The 24,994-nt window shown below is 43.3% G+C and carries 25 protein-coding genes; 10 read left to right on the forward strand and 15 right to left on the reverse strand.

Features of this window, described 5'->3' with window-relative positions; genetic code table 11:
* Positions 1-254 precede the first annotated feature (254 nt).
* The 10 genes from JJQ94_RS11090 (at position 255) to JJQ94_RS11135 (ending at position 11,273) form a co-directional block, all read left to right on the forward strand.
* A complete protein-coding gene (locus tag JJQ94_RS11090) occupies positions 255-1,217 on the forward strand; it encodes a flagellin N-terminal helical domain-containing protein (RefSeq protein ID WP_099030239.1) in 963 nt (320 codons plus the stop codon).
* 505 nt (positions 1,218-1,722) lie between these two features.
* Positions 1,723-2,688 (forward strand): flagellin N-terminal helical domain-containing protein, encoded by a 966-nt coding sequence (locus tag JJQ94_RS11095; protein ID WP_010369253.1) that lies wholly within the window; start codon positions 1,723-1,725, stop codon positions 2,686-2,688.
* A 162-nt stretch (positions 2,689-2,850) separates the two neighbouring features.
* Positions 2,851-3,813: a flagellin N-terminal helical domain-containing protein gene (locus JJQ94_RS11100; RefSeq protein ID WP_088531063.1), complete on the forward strand. Its 963-nt coding sequence runs from the start codon at positions 2,851-2,853 to the stop codon at positions 3,811-3,813.
* An 82-nt stretch (positions 3,814-3,895) separates the two neighbouring features.
* Complete coding sequence (locus JJQ94_RS11105) at positions 3,896-4,306, forward strand: flagellar protein FlaG (RefSeq protein WP_099030240.1); 411 nt, start codon at positions 3,896-3,898, stop codon at positions 4,304-4,306.
* 18 nt (positions 4,307-4,324) lie between these two features.
* Complete coding sequence (gene fliD, locus JJQ94_RS11110) at positions 4,325-5,734, forward strand: flagellar filament capping protein FliD (protein WP_099030241.1); 1,410 nt, start codon at positions 4,325-4,327, stop codon at positions 5,732-5,734.
* A 17-nt stretch (positions 5,735-5,751) separates the two neighbouring features.
* Complete coding sequence (gene fliS / locus JJQ94_RS11115; RefSeq protein WP_010369245.1) at positions 5,752-6,180, forward strand: flagellar export chaperone FliS; 429 nt, start codon at positions 5,752-5,754, stop codon at positions 6,178-6,180.
* Positions 6,170-6,466 (forward strand): hypothetical protein, encoded by a 297-nt coding sequence (locus JJQ94_RS11120; protein WP_099030242.1) that lies wholly within the window; start codon positions 6,170-6,172, stop codon positions 6,464-6,466. The genes fliS and JJQ94_RS11120 overlap by 11 nt, the downstream gene beginning before the upstream one ends.
* An 18-nt stretch (positions 6,467-6,484) precedes the next feature.
* Positions 6,485-8,572, forward strand: coding sequence for a motility associated factor glycosyltransferase family protein (locus tag JJQ94_RS11125; protein WP_099030243.1), 2,088 nt, complete (start codon positions 6,485-6,487; stop codon positions 8,570-8,572).
* Positions 8,572-9,894, forward strand: coding sequence for a DUF4910 domain-containing protein (locus JJQ94_RS11130; protein WP_099030244.1), 1,323 nt, complete (start codon positions 8,572-8,574; stop codon positions 9,892-9,894). The genes JJQ94_RS11125 and JJQ94_RS11130 overlap by 1 nt, the downstream gene beginning before the upstream one ends.
* The gene (locus JJQ94_RS11135; RefSeq protein WP_236596590.1) at positions 9,894-11,273 is read left to right on the forward strand and encodes an NAD(P)-binding protein; all 1,380 of its coding nucleotides are present in this window, start codon (positions 9,894-9,896) and stop codon (positions 11,271-11,273) included. Before JJQ94_RS11130 ends, JJQ94_RS11135 begins: the two co-directional genes overlap by 1 nt.
* A gap of 13 nt (positions 11,274-11,286) precedes the next feature.
* Here JJQ94_RS11135 and JJQ94_RS11140 read toward each other — a convergent pair whose 3' ends face one another.
* The 15 genes from JJQ94_RS11140 to JJQ94_RS11210 form a co-directional block, all read right to left on the reverse strand.
* Positions 11,287-12,264 (reverse strand): GNAT family N-acetyltransferase, encoded by a 978-nt coding sequence (locus JJQ94_RS11140; protein ID WP_099030245.1) that lies wholly within the window; start codon positions 12,262-12,264, stop codon positions 11,287-11,289.
* Positions 12,254-12,931 carry a class I SAM-dependent methyltransferase gene (locus JJQ94_RS11145; RefSeq protein ID WP_099030246.1) on the reverse strand — a complete coding sequence of 226 codons (678 nt, stop codon included), beginning with the start codon at positions 12,929-12,931 and terminating at the stop codon, positions 12,254-12,256. Before JJQ94_RS11145 ends, JJQ94_RS11140 begins: the two co-directional genes overlap by 11 nt.
* 56 nt (positions 12,932-12,987) lie before the next feature.
* Positions 12,988-13,710: a nucleotidyltransferase family protein gene (locus JJQ94_RS11150; RefSeq protein ID WP_099030247.1), complete on the reverse strand. Its 723-nt coding sequence runs from the start codon at positions 13,708-13,710 to the stop codon at positions 12,988-12,990.
* A gap of 1 nt (position 13,711) precedes the next feature.
* Positions 13,712-15,166 (reverse strand): PfkB family carbohydrate kinase, encoded by a 1,455-nt coding sequence (locus JJQ94_RS11155; RefSeq protein WP_099030248.1) that lies wholly within the window; start codon positions 15,164-15,166, stop codon positions 13,712-13,714.
* A complete protein-coding gene (locus tag JJQ94_RS11160; protein WP_099030249.1) occupies positions 15,163-16,026 on the reverse strand; it encodes a sugar nucleotide-binding protein in 864 nt (287 codons plus the stop codon). Before JJQ94_RS11160 ends, JJQ94_RS11155 begins: the two co-directional genes overlap by 4 nt.
* 31 nt (positions 16,027-16,057) lie before the next feature.
* Positions 16,058-17,143, reverse strand: a complete 1,086-nt coding sequence (locus tag JJQ94_RS11165; protein WP_099030250.1) for a class I SAM-dependent methyltransferase — start codon at positions 17,141-17,143, stop codon at positions 16,058-16,060.
* 41 nt (positions 17,144-17,184) lie between these two features.
* On the reverse strand, positions 17,185-17,856 hold the full coding sequence (locus tag JJQ94_RS11170) for a class I SAM-dependent methyltransferase (protein ID WP_099030251.1): 672 nt from the start codon (positions 17,854-17,856) through the stop codon (positions 17,185-17,187).
* Positions 17,853-19,157, reverse strand: a complete 1,305-nt coding sequence (locus JJQ94_RS11175; RefSeq protein ID WP_099030252.1) for a hypothetical protein — start codon at positions 19,155-19,157, stop codon at positions 17,853-17,855. The genes JJQ94_RS11170 and JJQ94_RS11175 overlap by 4 nt, the downstream gene beginning before the upstream one ends.
* Positions 19,158-19,221: 64 nt before the next feature.
* Positions 19,222-20,241: a TylF/MycF/NovP-related O-methyltransferase gene (locus JJQ94_RS11180; protein WP_099030253.1), complete on the reverse strand. Its 1,020-nt coding sequence runs from the start codon at positions 20,239-20,241 to the stop codon at positions 19,222-19,224.
* Complete coding sequence (locus JJQ94_RS11185) at positions 20,238-20,525, reverse strand: hypothetical protein (protein WP_236596591.1); 288 nt, start codon at positions 20,523-20,525, stop codon at positions 20,238-20,240. The genes JJQ94_RS11180 and JJQ94_RS11185 overlap by 4 nt, the downstream gene beginning before the upstream one ends.
* Positions 20,526-20,644: 119 nt before the next feature.
* Entirely contained in the window at positions 20,645-21,568 is a 924-nt protein-coding gene (locus tag JJQ94_RS11190) for a zinc-binding dehydrogenase (RefSeq protein ID WP_236596592.1), read from the reverse strand.
* 112 nt (positions 21,569-21,680) lie between these two features.
* Entirely contained in the window at positions 21,681-22,685 is a 1,005-nt protein-coding gene (locus tag JJQ94_RS11195) for a phosphotransferase (RefSeq protein ID WP_236596593.1), read from the reverse strand.
* Positions 22,667-23,275, reverse strand: coding sequence for a hypothetical protein (locus JJQ94_RS11200; protein ID WP_099030255.1), 609 nt, complete (start codon positions 23,273-23,275; stop codon positions 22,667-22,669). The genes JJQ94_RS11195 and JJQ94_RS11200 overlap by 19 nt, the downstream gene beginning before the upstream one ends.
* Positions 23,272-24,192: a transketolase family protein gene (locus JJQ94_RS11205; protein WP_099030256.1), complete on the reverse strand. Its 921-nt coding sequence runs from the start codon at positions 24,190-24,192 to the stop codon at positions 23,272-23,274. The genes JJQ94_RS11200 and JJQ94_RS11205 overlap by 4 nt, the downstream gene beginning before the upstream one ends.
* On the reverse strand, positions 24,189-24,992 hold the full coding sequence (locus JJQ94_RS11210) for a transketolase (RefSeq protein ID WP_099030257.1): 804 nt from the start codon (positions 24,990-24,992) through the stop codon (positions 24,189-24,191). Before JJQ94_RS11210 ends, JJQ94_RS11205 begins: the two co-directional genes overlap by 4 nt.
* Positions 24,993-24,994 lie beyond the last annotated feature (2 nt).

Raw genomic sequence — 24,994 nt, forward strand, 5'->3', positions numbered from 1 at the left:
GCTGAATAATAAAATATTTTCATTTAACTCTCTGACCGTAACCTAGGTGCGTCAAAACTTTGCCATATTTGTTTGCTCAATAATAAAAGCATATAGAAATCATGACGATAATTTTTTTTTAAAAAAAATACTAAAGGAAATTTTTTGCCGACCGATAACTTAATTAACCAAGCCGGAGAGTGAAAAACATTCAAAGGTTGGAAAAGAATCTAAGTTTGAGAGTGAAAGACTCGATTTAAAGTGGGAGAACCATCATGGCACTTTATGTAAATACTAACGTAAGTTCATTGAACGCACAAAGACAATTAATGAATTCTGGTAACTCACTAGATACCTCATTCAAGCGTCTATCATCAGGCTTTCGTATCAACAGCGCTGCTGATGATGCTGCAGGCCTACAAATTTCTGACCGTTTGAGTTCACAAATCAATGGTCTTAACCAAGGTAACCGTAACGCGAACGACGGCATATCTTTAGCACAAACTGCTGAAGGTGCGATGGACGAAGTAACGTCAATGTTTCAGCGTATTCGTACCCTAGCTCAACAAGCAGCGAATGGTTCAAATACAGACGAAGATCGTTTGGCGATTCAAGAAGAGATCCGCTCATTGTCTTCAGAGGTAAACCGTGTCGCTGCTGATACGACCTTTGGTGGTCAAAACTTACTGGATGGTAGTTACTCAGCAAACTTTCAGGTAGGTGCTGATGCGGTACAAACTATCGGTTTCAGTATGCAAAATGTTGCTGGTACAGCAAATGATATGCAGGCAAACGGCGGTTTTACACTGTCAGGTATCGCGGGTATCGCAAGTGGAGTAACAGGTGTAGCACTGAGTGCAACAACAGGAACTATCAGTACAAACATTGGTACTGAAGCTGATGCAAAAGTATTCTCAGACGTATTCACAGCTGGGGGCATCTCAGTATCTTCGCAAGCGAATGCTCAGGCTGTACTGGCTGGTATGGATAACTTGATTGCGGTAGTTGATAAGAAACGTGCGGAGTTAGGTGCGGTTCAAAACCGATTCCAATCAACGATCCGTAACCAAGCAAATATCTCTGAGAACTTGTCGGCTGCGAAATCACGTATCAAAGATACTGACTTCGCTCAGGAAACTGCAAGCTTAACCAAAATGCAGATCCTTCAACAGGCTAGCCAAACAATCCTAAGTCAGGCTAACCAACGTCCTCAGGCTGCTTTAAGTCTTCTAGGATAACAGTTGGAAGGTAAAGGTGCCTAAGCCGAATGGGGTATTTGCTTAGGCACCGAATTGGATGATAAAGCGGAGGTGCTTAAATCCAATAGCGTTCATTAAAACAATGAACACGTTAATTAAAGCATTAAGTATGCCAACTTTATGCTAGAAAAATGACACTCACTCTCAAATTTATCTAAAGAGGCCAACTGGCCTCTTTTTATATTTCCTTACTCTTTGAACGGAAGCCTCTCCACCCCCAAAAAAGCTGCGGCTAGATGCCGAAATGCTAGATAGTCGTTCCTCGATAAACAAAGTATTTAATACCTATTTTTAAGTTCCCTCTGTTATTTAATCATAGCTTTGTATTTTTGGCCTGCTATTTGCTTACTACTAGTTACAGTAAATTCTGGCGTCAAAGTGGCAATTGGTTGCCTTAGTTGGTTGAATACCCGATGCATAAGTGCCGCTTTGTCATTTAACTATCTATCAATTAGATATTGATTTGACAAAAAGAGAGTGAATTATGGCTTTATATGTAAATACAAATGTTAGTGCTATTAATGCACAGAGACAGCTAACTAACTCGGGCAATGAACTAGATACATCTTTCAAACGTTTGTCATCTGGTATGCGTATTAATAGTGCTGCTGACGATGCAGCCGGGTTACAAATCTCCGATCGATTACAATCTCAAATTTTAGGTTTAACCCAAGGGAACCGAAACGCCAATGACGGAATTTCATTAGCTCAGACCGCTGAAGGGGCAATGGATGAAATCACTTCTATGTTCCAACGTATCCGTACCCTATCTCAACAGGCAGCGAATGGTTCTAACACTGATGAAGATCGCTTAGCCATTCAAGAAGAAATTAGACAGTTAGCCTCTGAGGTTAATAGGGTAGCGTCTGATACCACTTTTGGTGGACAGAACTTACTTGACGGTTCTTATGCTGCTAATTTCCAAGTTGGTGGTGATGCGGTTCAAACTATTGGGTTTAGCATGCAATATGTAGGTGCGACAGCAAATAGTTTGGCTGACAATGGTGGCTTTACACTTTCTGGGATTGCAGGGGTAGCGAGTGGTGTTTCTGGCGCTGCATTAAGTGCAACAACGGCTACGATTAGTACAAATATTGGTACTGAGGCTGATGCCAAAGTGTTCTCAAATGTTTTCACAGCAGGAGGGATCTCGGTTTCTTCACAGGCCAATGCACAAGCCGTTATGGCAGGTATGGATGCGCTGATTGCGGTAGTTGATAAAAAGCGTGCAGAGTTGGGTGCTGTACAAAACCGATTCCAGTCAACAATACGGAACCAAGCTAATATTTCTGAAAACTTGTCGGCAGCAAAATCGCGAATTAAAGATGCTGATTTTGCACTAGAAACAGCGAAATTAACTAAAAATCAGATATTACAGCAAGCAAGTCAGACGATTCTCGGCCAGGCAAATCAGCGTCCACAAGCGGCACTGAGCCTACTTCAGGGCTAGAAATGAATAAAAAATAAAAAAATTACAAATAAAGCTCAAGCTTTCGCTTTAGCAGCCGATAGCAGAATTAGAGAACTATAAATTTAGGACTCTTATTCATCGTTGGTAGCAGGGTAGGGGTATCCCGCTCCAGCGAGTTATGTTGATAAAGCGGAGGCTATTATGGCTTTATATGTAAATACCAATGTGAGTTCATTGAACGCACAGCGGCAACTAAATAAATCCTCAGGTGCGTTAGATACATCCTTTCAACGCTTGTCGTCAGGTTTGCGCATTAACAGCGCAAAAGATGATGCTGCAGGTATGCAAATCACAAACCGTCTAAATGGTCAGATCAATGGTCTGAATCAGGGCATGAGAAACGCCAACGACGGTATTTCATTAGCGCAAACAGCCGAAGGTGCACTGGATGAAACCACTCAGATGTTCCAGCGTATTAGAACGCTTGCTCAGCAGGCTTCGAACGGTTCGAATACGGATGAGGATAGGCTTGCACTACAAGAGGAAATTCGTTCATTAGCTGAAGAAGTAAACCGCGTCGCTGCGGATACGACATTCGGTGGTCAAAACTTGCTTGATGGCAGTTATGATGCGAACTTCCAAGTTGGTGCCGATGCAGTTCAAACTATCGGCTTTAGTATGCAAAACGTAGCAGGTACTGCAAACGATTTACAAGCGGATGGCGGCTTCACACTGTCTGGTATTGCAGGCATCGCAAGTGGTGTAACTGGTGTGGCACTCAGTGCGACTACAGGTACAATTAGTACCACGATTGGTACCGAAGCAGATGCGAAAGTCTTCTCAGATGTATTCACGGCGGCTGGTATTTCTGTATCTTCGCAAGCGAATGCCCAGGCTGTATTAGCTGGTATGGATAACTTGATTGCGGTAGTTGATAAGAAACGCGCAGAGTTAGGTGCGGTTCAAAACCGATTCCAGTCAACTATTCGTAACCAATCGAATGTTGCTGAAAACTTAACGGCTGCACGTTCTCGGATCCAAGATACAGACTTCGCACAAGAGACTGCAAACTTGACTAAGATGCAGATTTTGCAACAAGCAAGTAGTTCTATCTTGAGCCAAGCGAATCAAAGACCGCAAGTAGCTTTATCGCTACTAGGTTAATTGATTAGTATTGTAGCGTCAGGTTTGTGAATAATTCTCAAACTTGGCGTATACTTTACGGTAAAAGGTTCGGAGGTGTGTTGTGAAAGAAGTTCAAGCGTCTACACCAAATGGATTCGTCAATCATACAAAACCAGAAGAATTAATTAGGACGGCATCTTCTGCAGAGACGACTCGTGCGGTTGAGTCTACTAGCAAAACAGAATCTAGTACGAAGCAAAGCGAGGAACAAGGTGCTGTAAAGCCTGACATTGTGGAAGAAATTAAAAGCAACTTAGAAAAGCTGAATCAGTTTATTCCTGTTACAGCAACTAATTTGTCTTTCGAGTTTGACGAACGTGGAGATCCTCCCGTTGTAAAGGTGATCGATACGAACAATGACGAAGTAATACGGGAAATTCCTTCCGAGGAGTTTCGTGAAATGGCTAAAGCTCTCGAAGAGTTTGCCGATAAGGTGTCAAGTAGAGGATTGCTGTTTGATAAAACAGCTTAATATTGGGTTGGAGGTTGTATGCCATTAATTACATCAGCGGGTATAGGCTCGGGGCTTGACTTAGAAAGCATCATTAAAGCGACAATTGATGCTGAAAATGTTCCTAAGTTACAAGCATTTGCCAAAAAAGAAGACTCTTTAAAAGTGGAGTTATCTGCGGTTGGTGAGTTAAAGTCAGCAATCTCTAAACTCAAAGATACGATGGCGAAGCTTGCAGATCCTGACAACTTTGGTAAGCGAGTAGCAAACATTACCCAACCTAGTGGCGGAGATATAATCAGTGTTACTCCAACATCAGATATATCCGTAGGAAACTTTAAAGTTGCCGTCAAACAATTGGCAGAGGGTAGCCGAATCATTTCAGCAGACGACGCATTTGCATCGACTGATGCGGTCGTAAGTGCATCCGGAGGTACACTTTCGTTCGCAGCTGGGCCAGATAAGTCATTTGATTTAGATGTGACAGCGGGAATGACACTTGCTGAGCTTAGAGACGCAATAAACTCTTCTGAGTCTAATTTCGGGGTAACCGCGAATATCGTGAATACGGGTAATGTTGGTTCTAAGCTTGTACTTACTTCTAATGTCACCGGCGACAATAACGACTTAACGATAACTTCGGATACTGCAGAGCTTGATGCAATCAGCACAACTGCATCTGGTGGTGGTGCTGGTGGAATGACAACAGTTCAAGCTGCGCAAAACGCAATTATTACTGTTGATGGCCTTGAAGTGACAAGTGATAGCAACACATTCAAGGATGCGGTGCAAGACATGACGATTAGAGCCCTTGAAGTTAGTGAAGGTAACGATACTGATGGTTATGCGACAGCTAAATTAAATATTGATTACGATCGTGAGTCTATTAGCAAAATGATTGACGAGTTTATTGCAAATTATAATAATTTGATTGGCACTATTGGCCTTCACACTAGAATTGGTAGACCGTTAAACGGTGACTCCTCAATGAGGACATTGAGCGACCAGATGATATCGACTCTATCGTCAGAGCTTACAGACGCAGGTCCATTTGGTTCCATTTTTGATATTGGCCTCGGCGTTAAAAAAGATGGATATCTTGAAAAATCTTCACTGGTAAGAAGTCTTAATGAAGCTATGGACGATAACTACGATGATATTGGCAAGGCTTTTGCAGGTGATAACGGTGTAGCTAAACAACTTGAAGAGTTGCTAGGTAATTACGTCGATTCTAAAGGCATATTGAAGCAACGTGAGACGAGCTTAAATAGCCAGTTAGATGATTTAGAAGATGACGTCCTGAATCATGAATATCGAATGAAATCGATGGAAGAAGGGTTACGTCAAAAATATGCTGGTCTAGACGTGTTGATTGCTCAAATGCAACAAACACAGTCCTATTTAGGTGCTCAATTAGCAAATTTACCTGGCTTCACTAAATCTAAGTAAACTAAGAGGCATGTGATATGTATAACGCCCGAGTCAAAAATTACCAAAGAGAAGCATTGAAAACGAGAGTTGCAGGTGCAGATCGCTATGAAATAATTCAAATGTTGATGGCTGGTGCCGTTGAAAAAATGGTACTTGCAAAGGTATCTATTGAAAAGCGTCATCTCGAAGCCAAAGCAGAACATATTTCTAAGGCTTCAGCCATCATTGAAGCACTTCGTGGAAGCTTAGACTTTGAAGTTGGTGGCGAGGTAACAGAGAATCTGTATGCCCTCTATTCATACATGTTGGACAGATTGTTAGATGCTAGCATGCAAAATGACCCCGCTATAGTTGATGAAGTATCGAATTTGCTGAAGGAAATCAAGTCTGCTTGGGACGCGATTCCAATTGATGTACGTAAGCAGACACTGGATGCTAACGGCGCGGATGCTAATGTCGGCTGAGTTAGCTCACATAGAAGCAACCCTTAATAAGCTGGATGCTGCTTGTCAGGCAGGTGAGTTGGAAGAGGCTCAATGTCTTTTCATTCAGATAGACAAACAGCTCCGGACAATATTAACAGCTGATGTGTTAGCTGATTCAGAACAAGCTCAACAATCGGCTTTAGTCATATTCAATCATATCCAATCAATAATGAGCCAGTTGCAGCAGGAAAAAAGCGCTGTTGCAAAAGAACTATCACAAGTTATTGGCAATAAAAAAAAGATCAAAGCGTATAAAAATATTTAATACGACACCGGCAAATGTATGAACAAAGACCCCTTATCACAACAATTAGAGTCTCTAAGTGAGCAACTATCGGATACCGCTGCTCATCAGGCTAAAGAAGCCAAGTTTGCTGAAGAAGCTAACGAACGTTTTAATCAAAATTTAAAAAGTTTCGAAAAATATTTCCCCAGTATTGCACAGACCATTAAGGAGCATCACGTTCGTGAAGACTTTTGTCTGCACGTGACTGCATCAGGGCATGGTAACTTTGTTCCAAAGGGCTGCACAGCGCCAATTTATTCTCAGTCACCAATAGAACAAACTCAAACTCAAGTTGAGAAGCAGCTCAGTAAACCTGTACTAAGTCTTACTGATTATACCGGATACGGTCAAAACCAAGAAGATGATCGCCTGCATGTCCGTTATATGACCGAACTGACTAATTTGATGGTTGATATTCGAAACCAAGGCGAAGAAAAATTAACTCATTTACCTGAACATTTCCCAACAGCAATTATTTTTGGTATTGGTTTGGGGTATCACATCCCATTATTGTTTGAACGGACTCAGTTTGATTATACTTTTCTAATTGAGCCCGACTTTGAACAGTTTTTTGCGAGCCTATTTTGTACCGACTGGTATCAGATTATTTCAGATATTGACGAGCAGGGTGGATGTTTATTTTTTCACTTGGGAGTTGACCATAGTACGTTTATCCGAGACATTGAAAAAATAGCTGAAGATGTTGGCGCATTTGCTCTTGTTAGAAGCTTTTGTTATCAGCACACACCAGATGCACGATTAAATGTGCTTATTCAACAATGGTCGAAGGATTATTTCCGCTTTCAATTTGGGCACGGATTTTATAATGACGCCGTGACAGGGTTAGCGCACAGCATTCATCATGTTAGAAACAAAGCGGCATGGCTTACCAAGGCGAGCACAAACTTAAATAAAGACACACCTGTTTTCATTATAGGCAATGGTCCTTCGTTAGATGAAGCTGAAGATTTTATTAAGCGCAATCACAAAAAAGCAATTGTAATTGCTGCAGGCACATCGATCGCCACTTTGTACAGAAAGGGGATCCCAGTTGATTTCCACGTTTTAGTAGAAAGGCCATATTCAAATTACAAAATCTTTGGTGATATTGTTCCACCAGAGGTTTATCAAAATACCAATCTAATCGGGTTAAGCACCTTATACCCAGATACAAATAAAAGATACAAATGGGCTGGCATCGCTGCGAAAGGCTCTGAGGCTGGTACTTCGATGATGGACATTATCGCATTGCGTTATATGTCACAGACTTTGCCAAAAATCCCGTATAGTAATCCAGTTGTTGCGAATACCGCTTTATCATTTGCCTTGTATTTAGGGTTTAGAAATGTGTACCTATTTGGCGTTGATAATGGAAAAGACCCAAGAGGTGCGCATCACAGTAAAGACAGTATTTACAGGCCTAATAATGGCGATGATGAATCTTTAGGCCACGCTCACTTGGAGATACAGGGCCACACTTTAGAAGGTAACCTCGGTGGTACCGTTGTATCAAACGATCTATTTATGATCGCTCATGCCCAACTAGAAAAGCTGCTTAATTATTATGATGTCAATACATGTTTAAATATCGGGAGCGGCGCTAAAATTGAAAAGGCACTACCAGTAAAAGCAGATGACTTACTCGATATTGAAGAAGATTATGATATTACTAAAACTGTAGAATTAATTAAGTCTGATTGTTTTAACGTATTTAATCTTGATGATGTAAGTGACGAATTTATTGCACTAGATAGCCTTAATGAACTTGTTTTGCATATTTGTGAGATAGCGTCAGAACCCGTGAAGTCTAGGCAAGAAGCAGCGGATCAGCTAAGACGTCAATCACGCTATTTGTTTGCATATCGAGACTCTATTCTGGGACACCTATTTCACTTGGTAAAAGGGTCGCTACTGTATTATCACTGTCCGATGATAACCTTACTTTATACATACGAAGATGAAGCTTTTTGTTTAGCACAATATGAAAGGCTTAATCAGCTTTGGATGAGTTATATCAAGGAAATTTATACTCATTTTTGTGATCATTACACTGAAAAATGTGATCTAGGAAAGGAGTTGCAGTAGTGCACTACGAAGAAAGTGAGCAATTTTACAGTGACCTTTATGACGAGTTGTTTCCAATCTTAAGGTCTATCACAGGGCCTGGGCTCAGACAAAGTTACGACATCTTTGGACGATATATGCCATTGGAGAGACTATCTATTCCAACTGGCACTGCTTTATTTGATTGGCAGGTCCCTCAGGAGTGGCACTGTGATGAGGCTTACTTGGTGGGCCCTGACGGCGAACGTATTGCTGACATAAAACGGCTTAACCTTGACGTTGTTAATTATTCTGAGCCAGTAGATAAGATCTTAACGCTAGAAGAACTCCAGCCTCACCTGTATAGCCTACCTGAATTACCAGAAGCTGTTCCCTATGTTACGAGCTACTATAAAAAGCGTTGGGGCTTTTGCCTGAGCCAGACACGTAGAGACGAACTAAAGGCTGGTCAGTATCGAGCTGTAATTAAAAGCAAATTTGTGGACGGTCATTTAGATATCGAGCACACGCTGCTTGCAGGGCAATCTAAACAGGAAGTGCTACTTAGCTCTTATCTATGTCACCCCTCTATGGCGAATAATGAGCTTAGTGGTCCTCTGGTGTTGCTTGGGCTTTATCATCGAATAAAGCAATGGCCAAAGCGCCGCTACTCATATCGTTTTGCGCTTCACCCCGAGACCATTGGAAGTTTGGGGATGTTACATGTAATGCAAAATCATTTCCGCCAAAACTTAGTTTCAGGGCTTGTACTGAATTGCTTGGGCGGAAGTCCACGGGAGCTAGTGTTTAAGCACAGTCGAAATGATAATGGGTTACTAGATAAGCTGCTTTATCATCTTAGTGAAGAAGGATATGGCCATAGCAATATTCCGTTCACACCACTGAGTGGCTCTGATGAGCGTCAGTATAATGCCCCTGGGTTCCAATTTCCAGTTTGTTGCGTCAGCCGCAGTTTCCACACAGGTTACAAAGAATACCATACATCATTAGATGACAAAGAATATATGGGGATCAAGCCGTTATTAGATAGCATAGACAAACTGGAAAAGATCTTCCTAGCCTTTGAGCAAAGTGCGCGGTTTGAAAACACGCATCCTTATGGTGAGCCCAATTTGGGTAGTCGTGATTTATATCCGACTCTCAGCTTTTTTAGTGAAGAGCGAACCCGCCAACTGGACGAACTAAATCATATCAAGATGTTACTTTGCTACAGCGATGGGGAGCATGACACGATAGATATTGCGCGTAAGTACAATCAATCGGTTACGGAGTTTGCAAATGCAATCAGTAAACTTGAGGGGCATGCGCTGCTAAAAATGTTATCTCCTAATAGGGAAGAGTAATGATGGCAAATAGTCAAGCGGTAGTCGTTGGGGGAGGTATATGTGGTCTGGTCGCAGCTTTACTGTTAAAACGACGCTTTACCAATGTGGTACTGATTGAGCAGGCAGAAACCGTTGGTGGTTTGTTTTGTTCCGTGAAAGATAGCTCTGGTGCCGCTTACGATATGGGTTCGCATATTCCTAATGCTACTGGAATAGAAGAGCTTGATAAGATTTTGTTTTCGGATGCCAATAGTGGCTGTTGGAATAAAATATCTAGACTATGCTCAGGAAATTACTTTGGCGGTAGTTGGGATTTGAACAGTCCATTTCCAGATGCGACTAAGCTACCAAAAGAGACTTACTTAAGTGGCTGCGGTGAACTGATCAATTGTACAGAACTACCGGATACTGACCTGATTTACGATTATTGTGTAGATTCCTTAGGCGTTGTTTTTACTGAAAGTATTGTGCTGCCTATTTTAGAAAAGCTCTATGGTAAGGATGCGCCACTGAAGGAGTTAACAATGGCGGCGGGGCTGTTTGGATTTACACGCATTCTTGCATTACCTGCAGATGTGACTGCGAACCTCAAGCAGTTACCAGCATTTGATGCTAAGCTTGGATACCAGCGTGAATCAGACTTTCAAAAACGTAAGGCGCAAGATAACCTCAGTGAGGTGACCTATTACTATCCAACCAAGGGGGAGGGGATTGGTTACTGGGTAACGCAACTGCAACAGCAGGTTGAACAAGCAGGAGTAGAAATCATTACTTCAGAGCGAGTTACGCAAATAGTGCATCACAACAGTAAGGTTACCAACTTGGTGTTGGCTAATACTGAACGAGTGTTAAAGTGTGACTTTTTATTCTGGAGTGCTCCACCTTTCATTGCCTTGAGTGCAATGGGGCTGACGCCTTCCAGAGGCCAAGTTACCTTGCGAACTGCGCTGATTTTTCACCTAAATTTTGACCGTCCTTTACTAGATAGAAATTCCCATTATCTTTGGGTTTGGGATCCAGACAGTGCTATTTTTCGTTTGACGTTATATCCAAACTTAATTGGCCGAAGCACACATCATCACATATCAGCGGAGATTTTGTGCAGTCCTGATGAAGTAAGTTCCTTTACACAAGCGGAGATTATCAAGCAACTCAAGGAGATGGGGATTGTTGACCCAGAAGCGAAGCTTGTAAGCGGTCATACTCAAGTGATCAATAATACTTTTCCAGTTCCAACAACAGAGTTTCAGGCCGTTAATCAGCAGAACTACGAGACATTGACAAACTGCGTCGACAATGTCGTTGTTTCGGGTCGTTTCAGTGGAAAATGCTGGCGTCAGGCTGAGGTATTGATTGAGGCTTATGAGTCAATTATGCGGGCAGCCGACGCGAGTTAAGCGTCGGCCTGCGTTAGCCAAGCCTGATATGAAAATATGGTTCGATATTGCCACCGAAACTCAATTTGAACCAGCCCCTCTGCGGACTGTTAATCCCCTCTAAATCCAATCGCGAGATACCTTTTTGCGCTAGTAGCGGGAAGGCTTGCCACAAAACAGCCGTCCCAGTATGGCTATCGCGCATGTCTGGGTGGTTTGCGCCGTAAAAATAGTAAGCAGTATCTTGATGAATTAAATAGGTCGCAAAACTACCGATTTTTTGGTCCTGAGTTTGTGCTTGATACATACATAGCAGCCCCTGTTCAGCTAAGCTTTTTATTCTTAGTGCTAGTGACGACAATTGCCTACCATCGACCTCAATTCCCTGACGCGCCATGGTCAACCCGTAATATTGAGCGAACAAATCAAAGTCTTGTGACGGCTGGAGTGTTACTCCTTTTTTAATGCCATAGCGTATCTCCTGACGCCTTGATACTGAGCTATTGCTGTAGTTATCAGACTGTTCAAGTTCTACTTCTGTGGCGTTAAATTCATCGAGTTCGAGTATAGAAGTATAGCGCGGCACGGCAGCAAACATAGGGCCGTCATTATGATAATTGACCCACAAAAAGGCACGAATATCTTTAATGGCCGGGTGCAATTTGAGCTGCACCTGAGTGTAGTGCTCTGTGAGGTACTCGGCAATATATTCTTGCGCTGCGAACAACTCGGAATGGCCCTGGGCACGATTAAGGTGACTGATATTGCGATGCGCTATGCCGTCATGGATAACATCATAGTGACCGATGACCTGAGTTTCGCTTTCATCTACGATCAGTAGCACAGCGGCTATTTTTTCTTTGCCTTTACAGCAATAATAGGCGTGATACTTCACACCCAGCAGCGCAATAAACTGGCTATGAATAAACGGACTACCATGGGGAGATGTGGCGATAAAGCTGTCCCAGTGATGGTCCAGCTCACAACGCTCAAGAGTAAACTTATTCTTCATGAGCTGGTTTTTTCAGTACCATACTCCAAGCAGCATGTACTCCATCGCTGCCGTACTCGCTAGACTGAGCGTGACTGAGTGACACAATTTCAAATCGCGATACTAGCTGGTGGATGAGGTCTGCGTTAAAGAAATTGACGTTTCCAACACCTGCAAATGGTCCCCAAGTGTAGCCTGTTTTAGTATATTCATCGACCGACTCAGGCGCTTTAGCATAATCAGAGTGCTCAGTGCTAAACCAATCAGTGATCAGTAATACACCGCCAGGCTTAAGTTTATCGTAAGCCTGATCTAGGTAGCGCTGAATGCTACTGGCTGGATTGTGTACGGATGCGCCCCGGTCGACGATTAAGTCGAACTGTGTTTGAAAGGGCCAGGGCTGTGTAAAGTCACCCACATACAGATTATTTGAAATGTTAGTGAATCTTTGTTTCAGCTCACCAATAATAAACTCGCTGCCATCAATACCATAAACATTGGGACAATAACTGAGAAAAAAGGGAAAGTTTGCGCCAGCACCACATCCGACTTCCAAAATAGTAAAGTCTGGATTGCCCTCGCGCAGCTTAGTGTTGCGCAGAGCTCCGCTCACAATTTCGCTCCATGGCCAAACAGACATGTGCTGATTACTGCGGTAAAGTTGATCCCAGTTTTGACAAAATGACATAAATTATAAATCCTTAGACTTAGATTATTCTTTTAAGTTAAGCAAAGTTTGCGCCATTATAACAGTGGCATTGTCTGACTTTCGGCAATCTTTTGCGCTTCTGAGTAGCTTTCTGGTGTACCAATATCAATGTAATGCTCATCAACCAGCCAGCCTTGTAACTTACCAATCATACTAGGCACTACATCCAGGCTGAGCTCATAGGGCCGATCCACTTCTAGGTGCGAGAAATAGCGTTCATAGACTTCAGGTGAAAATATAAAGAGGGCGCCACTGGCAAGGTTGCCAGGAGGGTGTTCGACCTTTTCATGAAACTCCTGAATAACTTGATTTTCATCCAATTTAACAATACCACAGCTACGTGGCGTCGGGGTTTCGAACAAAAGTAAAGTAGCATCGGTCTGCGTCTGGCGTTGTTTATGTGCCTCAAGCATGCCCGCTAATGAGCTTTGACAGTAGTTATCAGCATGGATCACCATACATGTTTCTCTGTGCCAGAAATTTCGGTTGCGTACCAGTGTTCCAGCCGTGCCCATCAATTCAGGTTCGTAACTCAGGGTAATTCGGTCCTGATAGGGGCTGGCGGCCACAAAAGCTTCAACCTGTTCATTAAAATAGTGGGTATTGATGAGGATCTCTTCGACCCCAAGCTGAACTAGCTTGTCTAGCCATAAACCCAGCAGGGGCTGTCCATTGATTGGAACAAGGCACTTTGGCAGAGTATCAGTGATTGGCCGAAGGCGGGTGCCAAGGCCCGCTGCAAGTAGAATGGCTTTCATATTAACTAAATGAATCCTTAACGGCTTGTTCAAGAATTTGACAAGACAAAGGGGTATTACCCAGTGAAGCAACCTGACATGCGGCAGCCAGGCTACCCAGGTAGCAGGCCTGCCAGATGTTAGCACCCGCAACCAGCGCCAGCGAACTGGCAGCTAAAAAGCAGTCACCTGCGCCAGCAGGGTCGACGGCGTTGGTGTTTAACGCGGGCAGGCGATCGTTCTCCCAATCATCAAATGTGTCATTCGGTTTGTGAATGAGGATCCCTTCTTCGGCCAGCGTAATAACCAAATTCTTTGGCAGTGACACCTCAGTGAGTTTCTGCGCAAGGATAACCAGACCGTCGTCCGGATTATTCAGAGATACGCGCACTTCTCGCTCTGTGGGGGTTAACAAATCCATATTACAGTAGCGGGCAATATCTCCCACTTGCGAAGAAGTCTGAGAGTCTGCAACCAGTCTGATCCCACGCTGATGGCAGGCAGCAGCAATTTTCTCAACCAGTGGTTGTGGCAGCAAACCGTAGTTAAAATCGGAAAAGACCAACAGGTCAATCTGGTTGAGCTGGCTTTCGATTGCCTGATATATTTGTGCCTGCAACTCCTGTGATATCTTGTGTTGACGTACCTGATTAACCCGCAGCAAGGTTTTATTGCTGGCGCGGTAGCGGGTTTTCAAAGGAGTAGGGCGACTTTGATCGCTAAAGAACAAAGGCTCAACCTGATAGTTTGCAATTTGCGAGCGTGTATAATCAGCGGCCTGATCCTCGCCCAATACCGAAGCCAGCACAACATGCTCAGCCCCCAGTGCTTTTATGTGTCCTGCTGTGATAGCTGCGCCGCCTAGGAATGTGTCTTTGCGGTTTGGGGTGATCACGATAGTCGGATCTTCCTGTGATAAACCTACGGCCGTACCTTGTACATACTCGTCGACGATGACTTCGCCAATGACCAGTACTCTGGCGGCTTGTATAGTTTTAAACACTTTTGACAAACTTGGAGCACTAATATTATGCCTTTTAGCATACAGGGCTGCCTCTGTGTAATCTAAGTTTAAAACCTGCTTCTTATCGCGTTTGATAAAACTTTGAGCGCTCGTTTCGAATTCACCGGAACCGAAAATCAACTTACCACCATAAGCGCTTAGCGATTTTAGTTCGGGGTTTTCCCGGTTTTCATACTCTTTCCCTTTGACAACCACAGTAGGTTTTAATCGCGCTATTAATTCTGTGGGCTCATCGGAAGTTAAAAATGCTTCATCGACACACTCTAACGACTGGATCATCTCAAGGCGGTGTTGTTCAGGTACTCGGCTCTTAATCTTCATTTGACAGTCTTTGTTCACTGCAACTAAAAGTCGATCTCCACACTCCCTTGCAAATTTGAGTAATCTGACATGGCCAGGGTGTAACAGGTCAAAGTTACCAATTACAAGAACCGTTTTATGCTGTTTTTTCATTTTTGTACTCGTGCCATGCAATAATCGTCTACGAAATCGATAATATCTTGATTATAGCAATCGTTATCAAATGAGCTATAGGGTTCAAGAGTGCCGTGACGGCATGGTGTGACGCCTTTAGATTGTGCAGGTATTGGCAGTAGCCTGGTGCAATCTAAACGGAGCTCTTTGGCTATCATCTTGATAAGGCTATAGTACGATATATTTGAGTTGCCACTTATCTGCAATAGCCCTGCTCGGTTATGAGTGATTACGTGTTCAAGTTGCTTAATAAAGAAGTCTAAAGAAATAGGGGAGATGTAGTGATTATCGAAAGCTTCTGTTTCGTCTCCATTCTTCAATGCGTGAACCATATCCTCAATAAGGGGAAATGGTGGGGCTATAATTTTAGAAGGCCTTATAATTACAGCATTTACTTTGTTCTTCGTAATGAAATTCTCAACCTGGCGTTTCTGAAATCCATAGATAGATATAGGCTCTTCTCTCGCATGCCAGTGTGTAAACGCATTACGACAACTGAAGACGTGGTTTGAAGAAATAAAAACGCTAAAACAACCGATGGTGTCTAAGCTTTCTAACAACGTGATAGTTCGATCTACGTTTACTAATTGACTAAATGACTGGTTTTTTTCGCACTTTTCTATTGAGGTTATACCCGCCAAAATAATGACATTTTTGATACCTTTCTCTTGTATGTGAGTACACAAGTCGCTAAAACTTTCTGCATCTAGTAGGTCAAAGGGTATAGCGTTACTATCTTTTCTTCTTGAGGTATAATGAATGTTACTGTACTTATTTCTCAGGTGTTGTCCAATCACAGAATCACCACCAATAATGAGAGTCTTATCTGTCCACTTCATTTTTAGCCTATATAATAGAGGTTATCTATTTTTAATAACATTTAATAAACTCGTTGTTCGGCAGCCTTTTGATAATTTCCTCAACTTGGGCTAGAGGGTAAGGCAATAAAATTGGTGCATCATAAACATTATTGGCATCATTTATTTTATGACCCTCCAGATACTTTCCAATTTTATTCTTGTCTTCATCTAACCAGCCAAGGAGACAGTCTCCTAACATATAAGCACTGAAGCTAGCGGCGGGGCCTGTGCCTAACACGTAGCAAGCGGGTAGGCTTTCTAATTGCTGCACGTACCGTTGAAAAGCCTCCATTGGACATGACTGTGTCTGGATTTTCACTCCAGCATTGGCTGATACTGAGTTGTGATTGGACGCAATAACCGTAATTTCTTTACTAATTTGATTCTCCGGAAAGTAAACAAAATCGAAAAATTCTCGCAGCAGAGATTCAATGCGCTGAGCCGTAAAATGAGAAATATGATCGAAAATCGCGAAGTCCCAAGGGTTTTCATTTATATTGGGAACCTGAATAATTATGATGCCTGACTCACTAAGCAGGTTTTGCAAACTATCAAGGAACTCTAGGGGGGTAGAGACATGCTCTAGGACGTGCACTAATGTGATTACATCAAATTTCTTAGATATGTCACTCAAGCTTTTAGAGTAAAAATCACGTAGATGAAACTTCTCGATCAGTTCAGCACTTTGATGAGTGGACACATCGTGTGCATGTAACTGCCAGCCCTTTTCCAGATTTGATATTGCTTCTAACATTACGCCACTGCCAGTACCAATATCAAGTAGACTCGCTTCTGCCCCTGGGAGTAAATTCTTGCAATTGAGTAAAATCTTGCTACATCGAGTAAAAGGCAGCTCCGCACTATAGCTTAGCTGCTCTTGACCACTTTTCAGTGAATAAGGAGTGTAGCTTTCGTATATCTCTGTTACGTTTTGAATATACTCACTATTGATGGGCTTTTGATAATGCCCACATTTCATGCATTGAAATAACTCCGCTGCTTTAGAGACCTGCCGACAGTCAGAAGACACGGACTTTTTTATCGTCAAAATCTGTTGATTGAGCTGTTCATTAGCTCCACACAAAATACACGCCACTATATTCTACCTATCTCTATAAATGTTTTTAAAATAATGGCTTATTTTATGCACAGGGCTATTAAGTAATGTGCCATAGGATAAAAACCGGTATGGATTACTTCATCATTCATGGAAAATAAGAAAACATGCTTAAAGTGTTTTTTACATAGTGCCTTAAAGTCTTCACCCGACTTACAGTTTATATGTCCCGCCTTACTCGCAGGTGAGGCATATTGCTGAGATTCTAAAGAAGGCATTCCTAGTATAACTGTTCCTTCCTCATGTAAGGACTCGATTATATTCTTAATAAAACGGTCTTCCTGATGCGCTGGGATATGCTCCAGGACATCCAGAGAATAGGCCGCGTTAAATTTTTCAGTAAGAGGCTTCTCCAAAATATCATGTACCAAAGGAATCAAAGGCCATTTCTCTGAGCTACGTCTCAAAATGTCCTCAATAAATCGAGGTTCAATGTCGGTGACTGTCAGGTTCTGGACTTCCTGCTTGACGATACGGCTGCCAAACGCATCCCCGCAACCAACTTCCACAGCACTGGCGCAGCCGGATAGCATTTTAGAGACGAATTTATACCTTGACAGCATGATCCCTAATCTTCTGGGATCCTGATCCCAAGTGCCATTGCTCATCAGGCCTAGCCTATTCTTTTCTACGTCATCAAGGAAATCATGATAATTTTCAATATAGTCAGGATTATTTGGGTTTACGCTCATTGTAGTTCCTCATGCTCGTGATTTGAAATTTTCTCTATTAGCTTATAAAAATTGTGCCTGATGTTTTCATAAGAGTCCCGCTGCCATATCGTTTTTTGGAACTCGTTATCATTAAAAAAGTAGTCCGCACCTATGGTGAGACCTGCTTTTCTAGCGGCCTCAGAACTAGAAGCCGGATTATCTTCATCAATCGGGTGAAATATCAGTGACCTAGCATCTTTTATAAAGCTAATTGTAAATGTTGGGCCGGTTGAAACCCCCATATTAAGGTAAGCCTCTTGATAGAGCGCCAGTCGTACTAAAAAATCAGCAGATGCCTCCGGGAAGTCGTTAAACGCTTCTAGACCTTTGGGCATAGGTGAAGCAGAGTAGTATGAATCTCTTACTATAATTGGATAGTACACTTCAGTATCTATTTCATTTAAGAAACGAGACCAACTTTGAATGTCATTATTGCGAACTACTTGTTCTTGGTATTCTCTCAAAGTAACCGTTATGAGCTTCTTATCCTTGACATAATTACCAATGTAGTTTTTGACCAAGGTAATTGCATTTTTCGGTGGTTTCATAAAAGCTAAATTACCACAGCTAGCCAAAGCTGGCTTTAAACTTGTAGTTGGAGTTTTTGTTTTAACTGAACCATGAATGGCTTCAGCTGGATAAATATACCTGGATTCATTTATAAAGCTAGAAAGCTTCTCCCTGAAAGGGAGCTCAACAATAGAAATACAGGAAGGAATACACCTCATGACACTCTTAACGATATGGTCAACGCGCCAATTATAATCTTCCTCGGTGTGGAATTGCCTAACACCTTCATAGTCTTTTTGAGTGGAAATGTTTGGTAAAATTATAAAGCAAATATTGTTTAGCTTCAGTTTTCTTCTTTCATGTTCAGCTAAGATTGAAAAAGTTGTAATATCAAAGCAAGGTAAATGACTGGATAAGTCGTAAACCGCATATAGAATCTTTTCTTCTTCAACTGCTGGAATTATCAGCTCTTTATAAGAAGTAAGTTGGTCTTTTGAGTGATTGTAAAAGAAACAATTTCCGAGGTGAATATTAAAATCTCTCAATGAGGAGAGTATGGCCGTTACGGCCTCTGAGCAGATAATGATTCTTCGTATTACAATGTCGTTCCTTTCAGCAAGCTCGCACAAAGAAATAGAGTGCGTGCCCCTAAATGGTTCTCGCCCATGAGTGGTTACGAACAGGTTATCATCTTCATTATAATCTGATTCAATAAATTTGCTGGTTGAAGATGTGATACCGTATACAACGGTTACTGACTTTTTGCTCATATAATGCGGTTAACTTATAAAGGTTGCTTGCTATTTTTTAGCTATATGGTTTCTTGGGAATTGCTTATACATGATTATCTTTGTAAGCCTTGTAGTCTTTAATTGATATAATGTGGGAACCTAGCCCATAATAACCTCTATCATCGAATGAAATATCGAATTTCTCACAAATATCAGACCAAGCTTTTTGTTGCCCATAGGCTGGCTTGTTCTCATTACAACTCCAGTCATCAAAAAGCAAAATTGCCCCATCGGAAATTAGCTTGTGGTTAAACAAGTATTCGAGTACCTGATAAGTCGACTCATACAAGTCACAGTCGAGGTGCACTAGTGCAAACTGTTCTGAGGTAGGAATTTTCACCAATGTGTCTGCAAACCACCCTTGATAAATACTATAATCAGAAAACTGGATTTGATTCTCTAGTGTATTTGCCAGTTGCTGAGCACTAATATCTGCACAGGCCCCTTCTTGCCATACATTGTTTTGAACCAATGGGGACTCTTTATCTACTTCATGGTAAGAAGGAGGTAACCCTTCAAAGCTGTCAAACAGGTGCAGGCGCTTAGCTGGCATGTTGTAGTACTGGCTACAGTCTCTAACGGTTCTTGCTAGTATATAACTAGATTGCCCAGTACCACATCCGAATTCGGCGATACTGCCAACTACCTGATTGGCCATTACTAGCTCTACTTGCATTGCCAGTGTCCTCAGGACGTCTTCACGAAAGCTAAAATAGGTATGAATGTCGGGCGCCTGGCCTTGAGGGTAGCCGGTGAAAATACCAAACTCCAGGCTAAACCCGTTCATCATGTTATGGTGCGCAACAAATATTTTTTCTTCCGGGATACCTAAAGAACGCAGCTGGGGCTTAATCTCTTTGTGGTACTGACTGGCAATGATTACCTGGTCAAAAGCCAAAGAAGACAGGGTATCAGGTCCTTTTATTTCTACTCCTTCATGCATCGCGCCCCAAAGTGCAGCGTTGTTATCCATCAGGCATATAACATCATGTCCTGGTTGGTTTAAGAATAGTTGCAGGGTATTTTGCCCGCCTTTTCCTGTGCCAAATATGATCACTTTCATAGAAGGTCTCCTTCTGGCTTTTTAAATAATAAAACATGTGTGTCGGTTTCTTTCAGCGTCGCCACATCGTTGTAGATACTTTCGTGGGTTAAATCGTCTAGACTGGTGATCTCTTCTGTTCCGGGCTTATCGCCGATGATCATAGCAGGCTTAACTAGGGCATCATGTTTTATCAATGCCAGGATTTGACCGCATCCTCCGCCACTGCCAAAAATAACATACGGCTCTGTTGCCAGATTGTGCTTGTGATATTGTTCGAAAAACCGGGCTTTTATTTCACTCATTGGGACTTCCTAGGTCAGTTAAGCTGGAACATTATTGATTCATATCGCTATGTAATATATTGAAGCAACTTGCAAATTTCTTGTCTGTTCATTCATATTTGCCCCTAGTTACACCGTTTCTATTCCATCCTAATTACTGCGCGGATAATTTTTTTGTTTGCTAAGTCGTCCAGAGCGTCGTTGATCTGGTCGAGCTCATAAGTTTTACTGATCAAAGAGTGCAGATCCAGCTTATTTTGTTTGAATAATTCGACAAAGATAGGAATGTCTTTGTCTGGCTGACTTCCGCCTCCCCAGCTGCCACGAAGAGACTTGCCACGATGAAAAGCATGTGGCTCTAGCTGGATTTTCAGCTCATTACTAGGGTGAGAGGCAAAGACGCACTGACCGCCTCCATCTCTTACAGATTCAAAAGCTTGCTCTATGGTGGTTGTGGTCCCGCCGGCTTCCAGACTGTAGTCAACGCCCAGGCCTTCAGTGATGTCATAGATGGCACTGACAGGGTCTGAATTGGTGGCATTGATTGTGTGTGAGGCACCCAGCTGCCTGGCGATGGCGAGTTTCTCTTCGCTGACATCGACGGCGATTAGTTTAGTTGGGTCGCTCAGCTTGGCGGCGAGCAATGCACTCATGCCGATCCCGCCAAGTCCAAAAATGGCCAGAGTCTTCTCAGTCTCTGGCTTCAGTTCGTTGAATACCAGGCCAAGCCCCGTGGGTAAGGCGCAGCCAAGTAGTATGGCGAGTTTATCCGGAAAACCTTCAGGGAGCTTAACAACCCGGTTTTCAGCGACTATGGTTTGCTCGCATAGCGTCGTCGCGCTCCCCGAGTTAATGAGGTATCCATCATGTGGATATTTTCCACCCGGAGCATCCTGACCTTCACCTTTGATCCAACCTATTACGACTTTGTCGCCGACCTGTACTTTGGTGACGCCGTCACCCACCGCCTCGACAATACCAACACCTTCATGTCCAAGCAGGTGGGGCAGATATTTGTCTTCACCACGACCACCATTGACTTCCATCAACTGGGAATGACACAAGCCGCTGTAGAGAATTTTGACCTGTACCTGGCCTGTGATAAGCGCCGGCAGTTGAATGTTGTCAACTATTTTAAGAGGCTGACCTGTTTCAAATAGTACTGCTGCTTTCATTCTAGTTGTCTCTTAATTGGGTTTGTAACGCATGCATTTTATCGTTAATTTGAGCAAAGTAGCGTTGACTCTTGTCAAGTTGCTGCGCCTGCATGTGTTGTAATTTTGCATTTCTTTCTTCTAAGCAAGAAATGTTCCAGGAAAACAGTCTTCTGGCCTGAACATCAGGTAAAAACTCGTTGAGCATGATTAAGCACCACTTGAGCTGTGTGAGCTCAAAGACGCACTTTAGAGTGTTCGGAGCGGATGCTTGTGCTGCGAATAAAGGCGAGCGCAAAAACTGTGGTAAGTAAGACAGTGACACGGGCAGGGCTGGCTGGGCAAAAAAGTCGCATAGCAGCTTCCAGGCACTGTCATTTCCAGCATATTCGAAATCAATAAAATACACTTCATCGCGATATTTCAGTGCGTTATGAAAGCCAAAGTCAGAGGGAGAGACCACGTCCTTTGGACAGGGCTGTTGCCAGTCTATACCGGGTGTTGTGCTGATAACTCTGGTGCGTAGTTCTATTGCTGTCAACAGAATATTGAGTTCAACGTTGTCACGCAGACATTCGAATCGTGAAAGACGCAGTGTGACTAATTGAATAAAGTCTTCCAGTTTAGCCGGGCTATCCGCAGCTGCATTGAGCGCCGTGCGTTCAACCTGATGGCTGTTGATGGCTGCAATGAAATTGTATGCTGCACTGACATCCTGCGCTGTGACTGTTTTAAAGGCGCTGCCGTCGATAAACTCGTATACGGCAGACAAGGTGTTTGCACAATAACTAACAGGCCGGGCTATTTGTGAGATGCCAGCTTTGTGTAGCTGCTGACTAAACTGAAATTCATTGTAAAGCTTGTCTAATGCCCGTGCGCCAGGCGCAAAGCATTTCAGAAAATAGGCTTTGTTATCTGAAAAGAGCTTATGCCCCTGATTATTTGCCCCCTGAGGTAAGCCGGAACTGCGCCAGTGGGTTTGCCCCAGAGTAGATGAGATAAAGTCTGTTAGTTCAGCTGAGAACATAGCCAGGCATCCAATGCTTGCCAATGGTTAATTTGCGGGCCTTTGAACTCTTGAAGTGCATTGGGTGCAAACAACAGCCCCTGACACTGTGCTGGAAAATCGCTATGAGTCAGAATATTGGGCAGATCATCAATAAACACGTCACACTTAAGCTGTGAGATACGTGCAACCTTTTGTGCTTTGGTCTCGTTAAAAAAGACCAAATCAGAGTCAATGGGCGCATCGACTGATCCGATAAAACCGTGGCTGAGGAGCCACTGTGTGGCTGCGTCATAAAAGTCTACACGTTCCCCAATAATCGGATACTTAGTTTTATGCGACACGATGGCCAGTCGATGTCCTTGTGCATGAAGTCGTTGCATTGCTTCTAATGCACCAGGATATGGACGTGCCTGCGTGATTTCTTTCCCGTAGACGATACCCTGTAACTCCGTCCATCTGGCTTCGTTGTCCTGGTCAATAAAATACTGTTTTACTTCATTTTTGCTTTGACCGACCGACTCTGGTAGCCAGCCAAGCGCACAACCGACGCGATAAAATACGCCGGTGTAGTCGGCAATGGTGTTATCAAAATCTATGCCTATGATCACACCACACCTCGCTCTGACAAGGTACTCATAATATCAGCAACAGTCAGGCCTGCTTTGGCCCTAGCATCTGCGGTGGAATGTACCTGATCGATAAAGCGGTCCGGGATCCCGAAACGGTGCACTCGTGGCCAGTTTGCTTGCTCACTAAAATACTCCAGCACAGCACTACCAAAGCCACCACTGACATTGTGTTCTTCGAGTGTTATCACATGGTCAAAACGGGTCATCGCATCGTTTAGGTAATCTTCGTCGAGCGGCTTAACTGTGTGAAAACTGACCAGCTCCGGTGATAATCCACGCTCGTTTAATACGCTCACTAATTCTTGTGCAAGAGGCATAATGGTACCAGTACTTAGCACGGCAATGCGTTTACCTGGGCACATTACATGCACTTTACCGAAGGTAAGGGCTGGATTGCCCTCGTGGACTTCTGGCTCGTTTTTCTTACCAATTCTAAAGTAACAAGGGGCGTTAAGTTCTATCAGCTGCGGCATCAGTTGTTCTAACTCATAAGCGTCGGCTGGGCAAACGATATGCATGTTAGGTAGTGCACGCATCAGAGCAAGATCTTCGAATGAGTGATGAGTTGGGCCTAGGTTCGCATACGATAAACCGGAGCCGGTTCCGACGATGATCACAGGCTGATTCTGATAGGCAATATCAATCTTTATTTGTTCAAAGTTTCGTGCGGTAGTAAACGGGGTGATAGTGTAGATGAAAGGCTTGTGTCCCATCATTGCACTGCCTGCCGCCATGGATGCCATGTTTGCCTCGGCGATCCCAGCATTGATTGTACGGTCTTCGGCAAACTCTTTTAGCGGGTTGAATAATCGATTGCCGATATCAGCATAAAATAGTAAGAGAGACTCATCGTGCTTGGCAAGTTCAGTCAATACTCGTGCAAAAGCGTTTCTCATGATATTCCCAGTTCCTGTTTAGCCTGAGCAACTTCTTCTTCAGTTGGAATTCGGTAGTGCCAGTTGTTGTCGTTTTCCATAAATGACACGCCTTTTCCTTTAACGGTATCAGCGACTATGCACACTGGTTGTTGGATGGACTTTGCGGTTTCCAAAGCCTGTTCCAGCGCACCAAGATCATGACCATCGACGCGCATTGTATGCCAGCCGAACGCACGCCATTTCTCTTCAAGCGGCTCTAGGTGCATAATTTCGGTACTTTCACCTGTGCCTTGTAGTTTGTTAAAGTCGACAATGGCAACTAGGTTACTTAAGCGTTTTCCGGCTGCAAACATTGCCGCCTCCCAGACCGTACCTTCATTGATCTCGCCGTCACCCATGAGCACATAAAAGCGGTTTTTAGCGCCTTGTAGTTGTTTGCTCAGAGCCATACCGGTTGCTAAAGATAAAGCGTGGCCCAGAGACCCCGAAACCGTTTCTACGCCTGCAGGGGCATGTATTCCGGGGTGCTCTTCAAACTGGCTGCCAGTCTGGCCATGTTCGTACAGCGCATTTGGAGAAACGTAATCACGATAGGCGAGAGTAGTGTACAGTGCACTGGCGGCATGCCCTTTACCAAGTAAAAAGTAATCGCGCTCAGGATTAGCTGGGTTGTTGGGTGTGATATGCATTGTACGCCAATACAATACGGTCAGAATATCAACGCAGGACAAACAACTGCCTAGGTGTGGTGTTTTAGTCTGGCTGGATACGTCACACAGGGTGTAACGGATCTGCGCTGCGATGGAGTTCAGAGTCATAA

The sequence above is a fragment of the Pseudoalteromonas sp. GCY genome (assembly GCF_016695175.1).
In the GTDB taxonomy this organism is placed as follows: Bacteria; Pseudomonadota; Gammaproteobacteria; order Enterobacterales; family Alteromonadaceae; genus Pseudoalteromonas.

Coding starts and splice junctions, on each gene's coding strand:
- JJQ94_RS11090 (WP_099030239.1), top strand. CDS start 255: ATGGCACTTTATGTAAATACTAACGTAAGTTCATTGAACGCACAAAGA.
- JJQ94_RS11095 (WP_010369253.1), top strand. CDS start 1,723: ATGGCTTTATATGTAAATACAAATGTTAGTGCTATTAATGCACAGAGA.
- JJQ94_RS11100 (WP_088531063.1), top strand. CDS start 2,851: ATGGCTTTATATGTAAATACCAATGTGAGTTCATTGAACGCACAGCGG.
- fliD (WP_099030241.1), top strand. CDS start 4,325: ATGCCATTAATTACATCAGCGGGTATAGGCTCGGGGCTTGACTTAGAA.
- fliS (WP_010369245.1), top strand. CDS start 5,752: ATGTATAACGCCCGAGTCAAAAATTACCAAAGAGAAGCATTGAAAACG.
- JJQ94_RS11120 (WP_099030242.1), top strand. CDS start 6,170: ATGTCGGCTGAGTTAGCTCACATAGAAGCAACCCTTAATAAGCTGGAT.
- JJQ94_RS11125 (WP_099030243.1), top strand. CDS start 6,485: ATGAACAAAGACCCCTTATCACAACAATTAGAGTCTCTAAGTGAGCAA.
- JJQ94_RS11135 (WP_236596590.1), top strand. CDS start 9,894: ATGATGGCAAATAGTCAAGCGGTAGTCGTTGGGGGAGGTATATGTGGT.
- JJQ94_RS11140 (WP_099030245.1), bottom strand. CDS start 12,264: ATGAAGAATAAGTTTACTCTTGAGCGTTGTGAGCTGGACCATCACTGG.
- JJQ94_RS11145 (WP_099030246.1), bottom strand. CDS start 12,931: ATGTCATTTTGTCAAAACTGGGATCAACTTTACCGCAGTAATCAGCAC.
- JJQ94_RS11150 (WP_099030247.1), bottom strand. CDS start 13,710: ATGAAAGCCATTCTACTTGCAGCGGGCCTTGGCACCCGCCTTCGGCCA.
- JJQ94_RS11155 (WP_099030248.1), bottom strand. CDS start 15,166: ATGAAAAAACAGCATAAAACGGTTCTTGTAATTGGTAACTTTGACCTG.
- JJQ94_RS11160 (WP_099030249.1), bottom strand. CDS start 16,026: ATGAAGTGGACAGATAAGACTCTCATTATTGGTGGTGATTCTGTGATT.
- JJQ94_RS11170 (WP_099030251.1), bottom strand. CDS start 17,856: ATGAGCGTAAACCCAAATAATCCTGACTATATTGAAAATTATCATGAT.
- JJQ94_RS11175 (WP_099030252.1), bottom strand. CDS start 19,157: ATGAGCAAAAAGTCAGTAACCGTTGTATACGGTATCACATCTTCAACC.
- JJQ94_RS11180 (WP_099030253.1), bottom strand. CDS start 20,241: ATGAAAGTGATCATATTTGGCACAGGAAAAGGCGGGCAAAATACCCTG.
- JJQ94_RS11185 (WP_236596591.1), bottom strand. CDS start 20,525: ATGAGTGAAATAAAAGCCCGGTTTTTCGAACAATATCACAAGCACAAT.
- JJQ94_RS11195 (WP_236596593.1), bottom strand. CDS start 22,685: ATGTTCTCAGCTGAACTAACAGACTTTATCTCATCTACTCTGGGGCAA.
- JJQ94_RS11205 (WP_099030256.1), bottom strand. CDS start 24,192: ATGAGAAACGCTTTTGCACGAGTATTGACTGAACTTGCCAAGCACGAT.
- JJQ94_RS11210 (WP_099030257.1), bottom strand. CDS start 24,992: ATGACTCTGAACTCCATCGCAGCGCAGATCCGTTACACCCTGTGTGAC.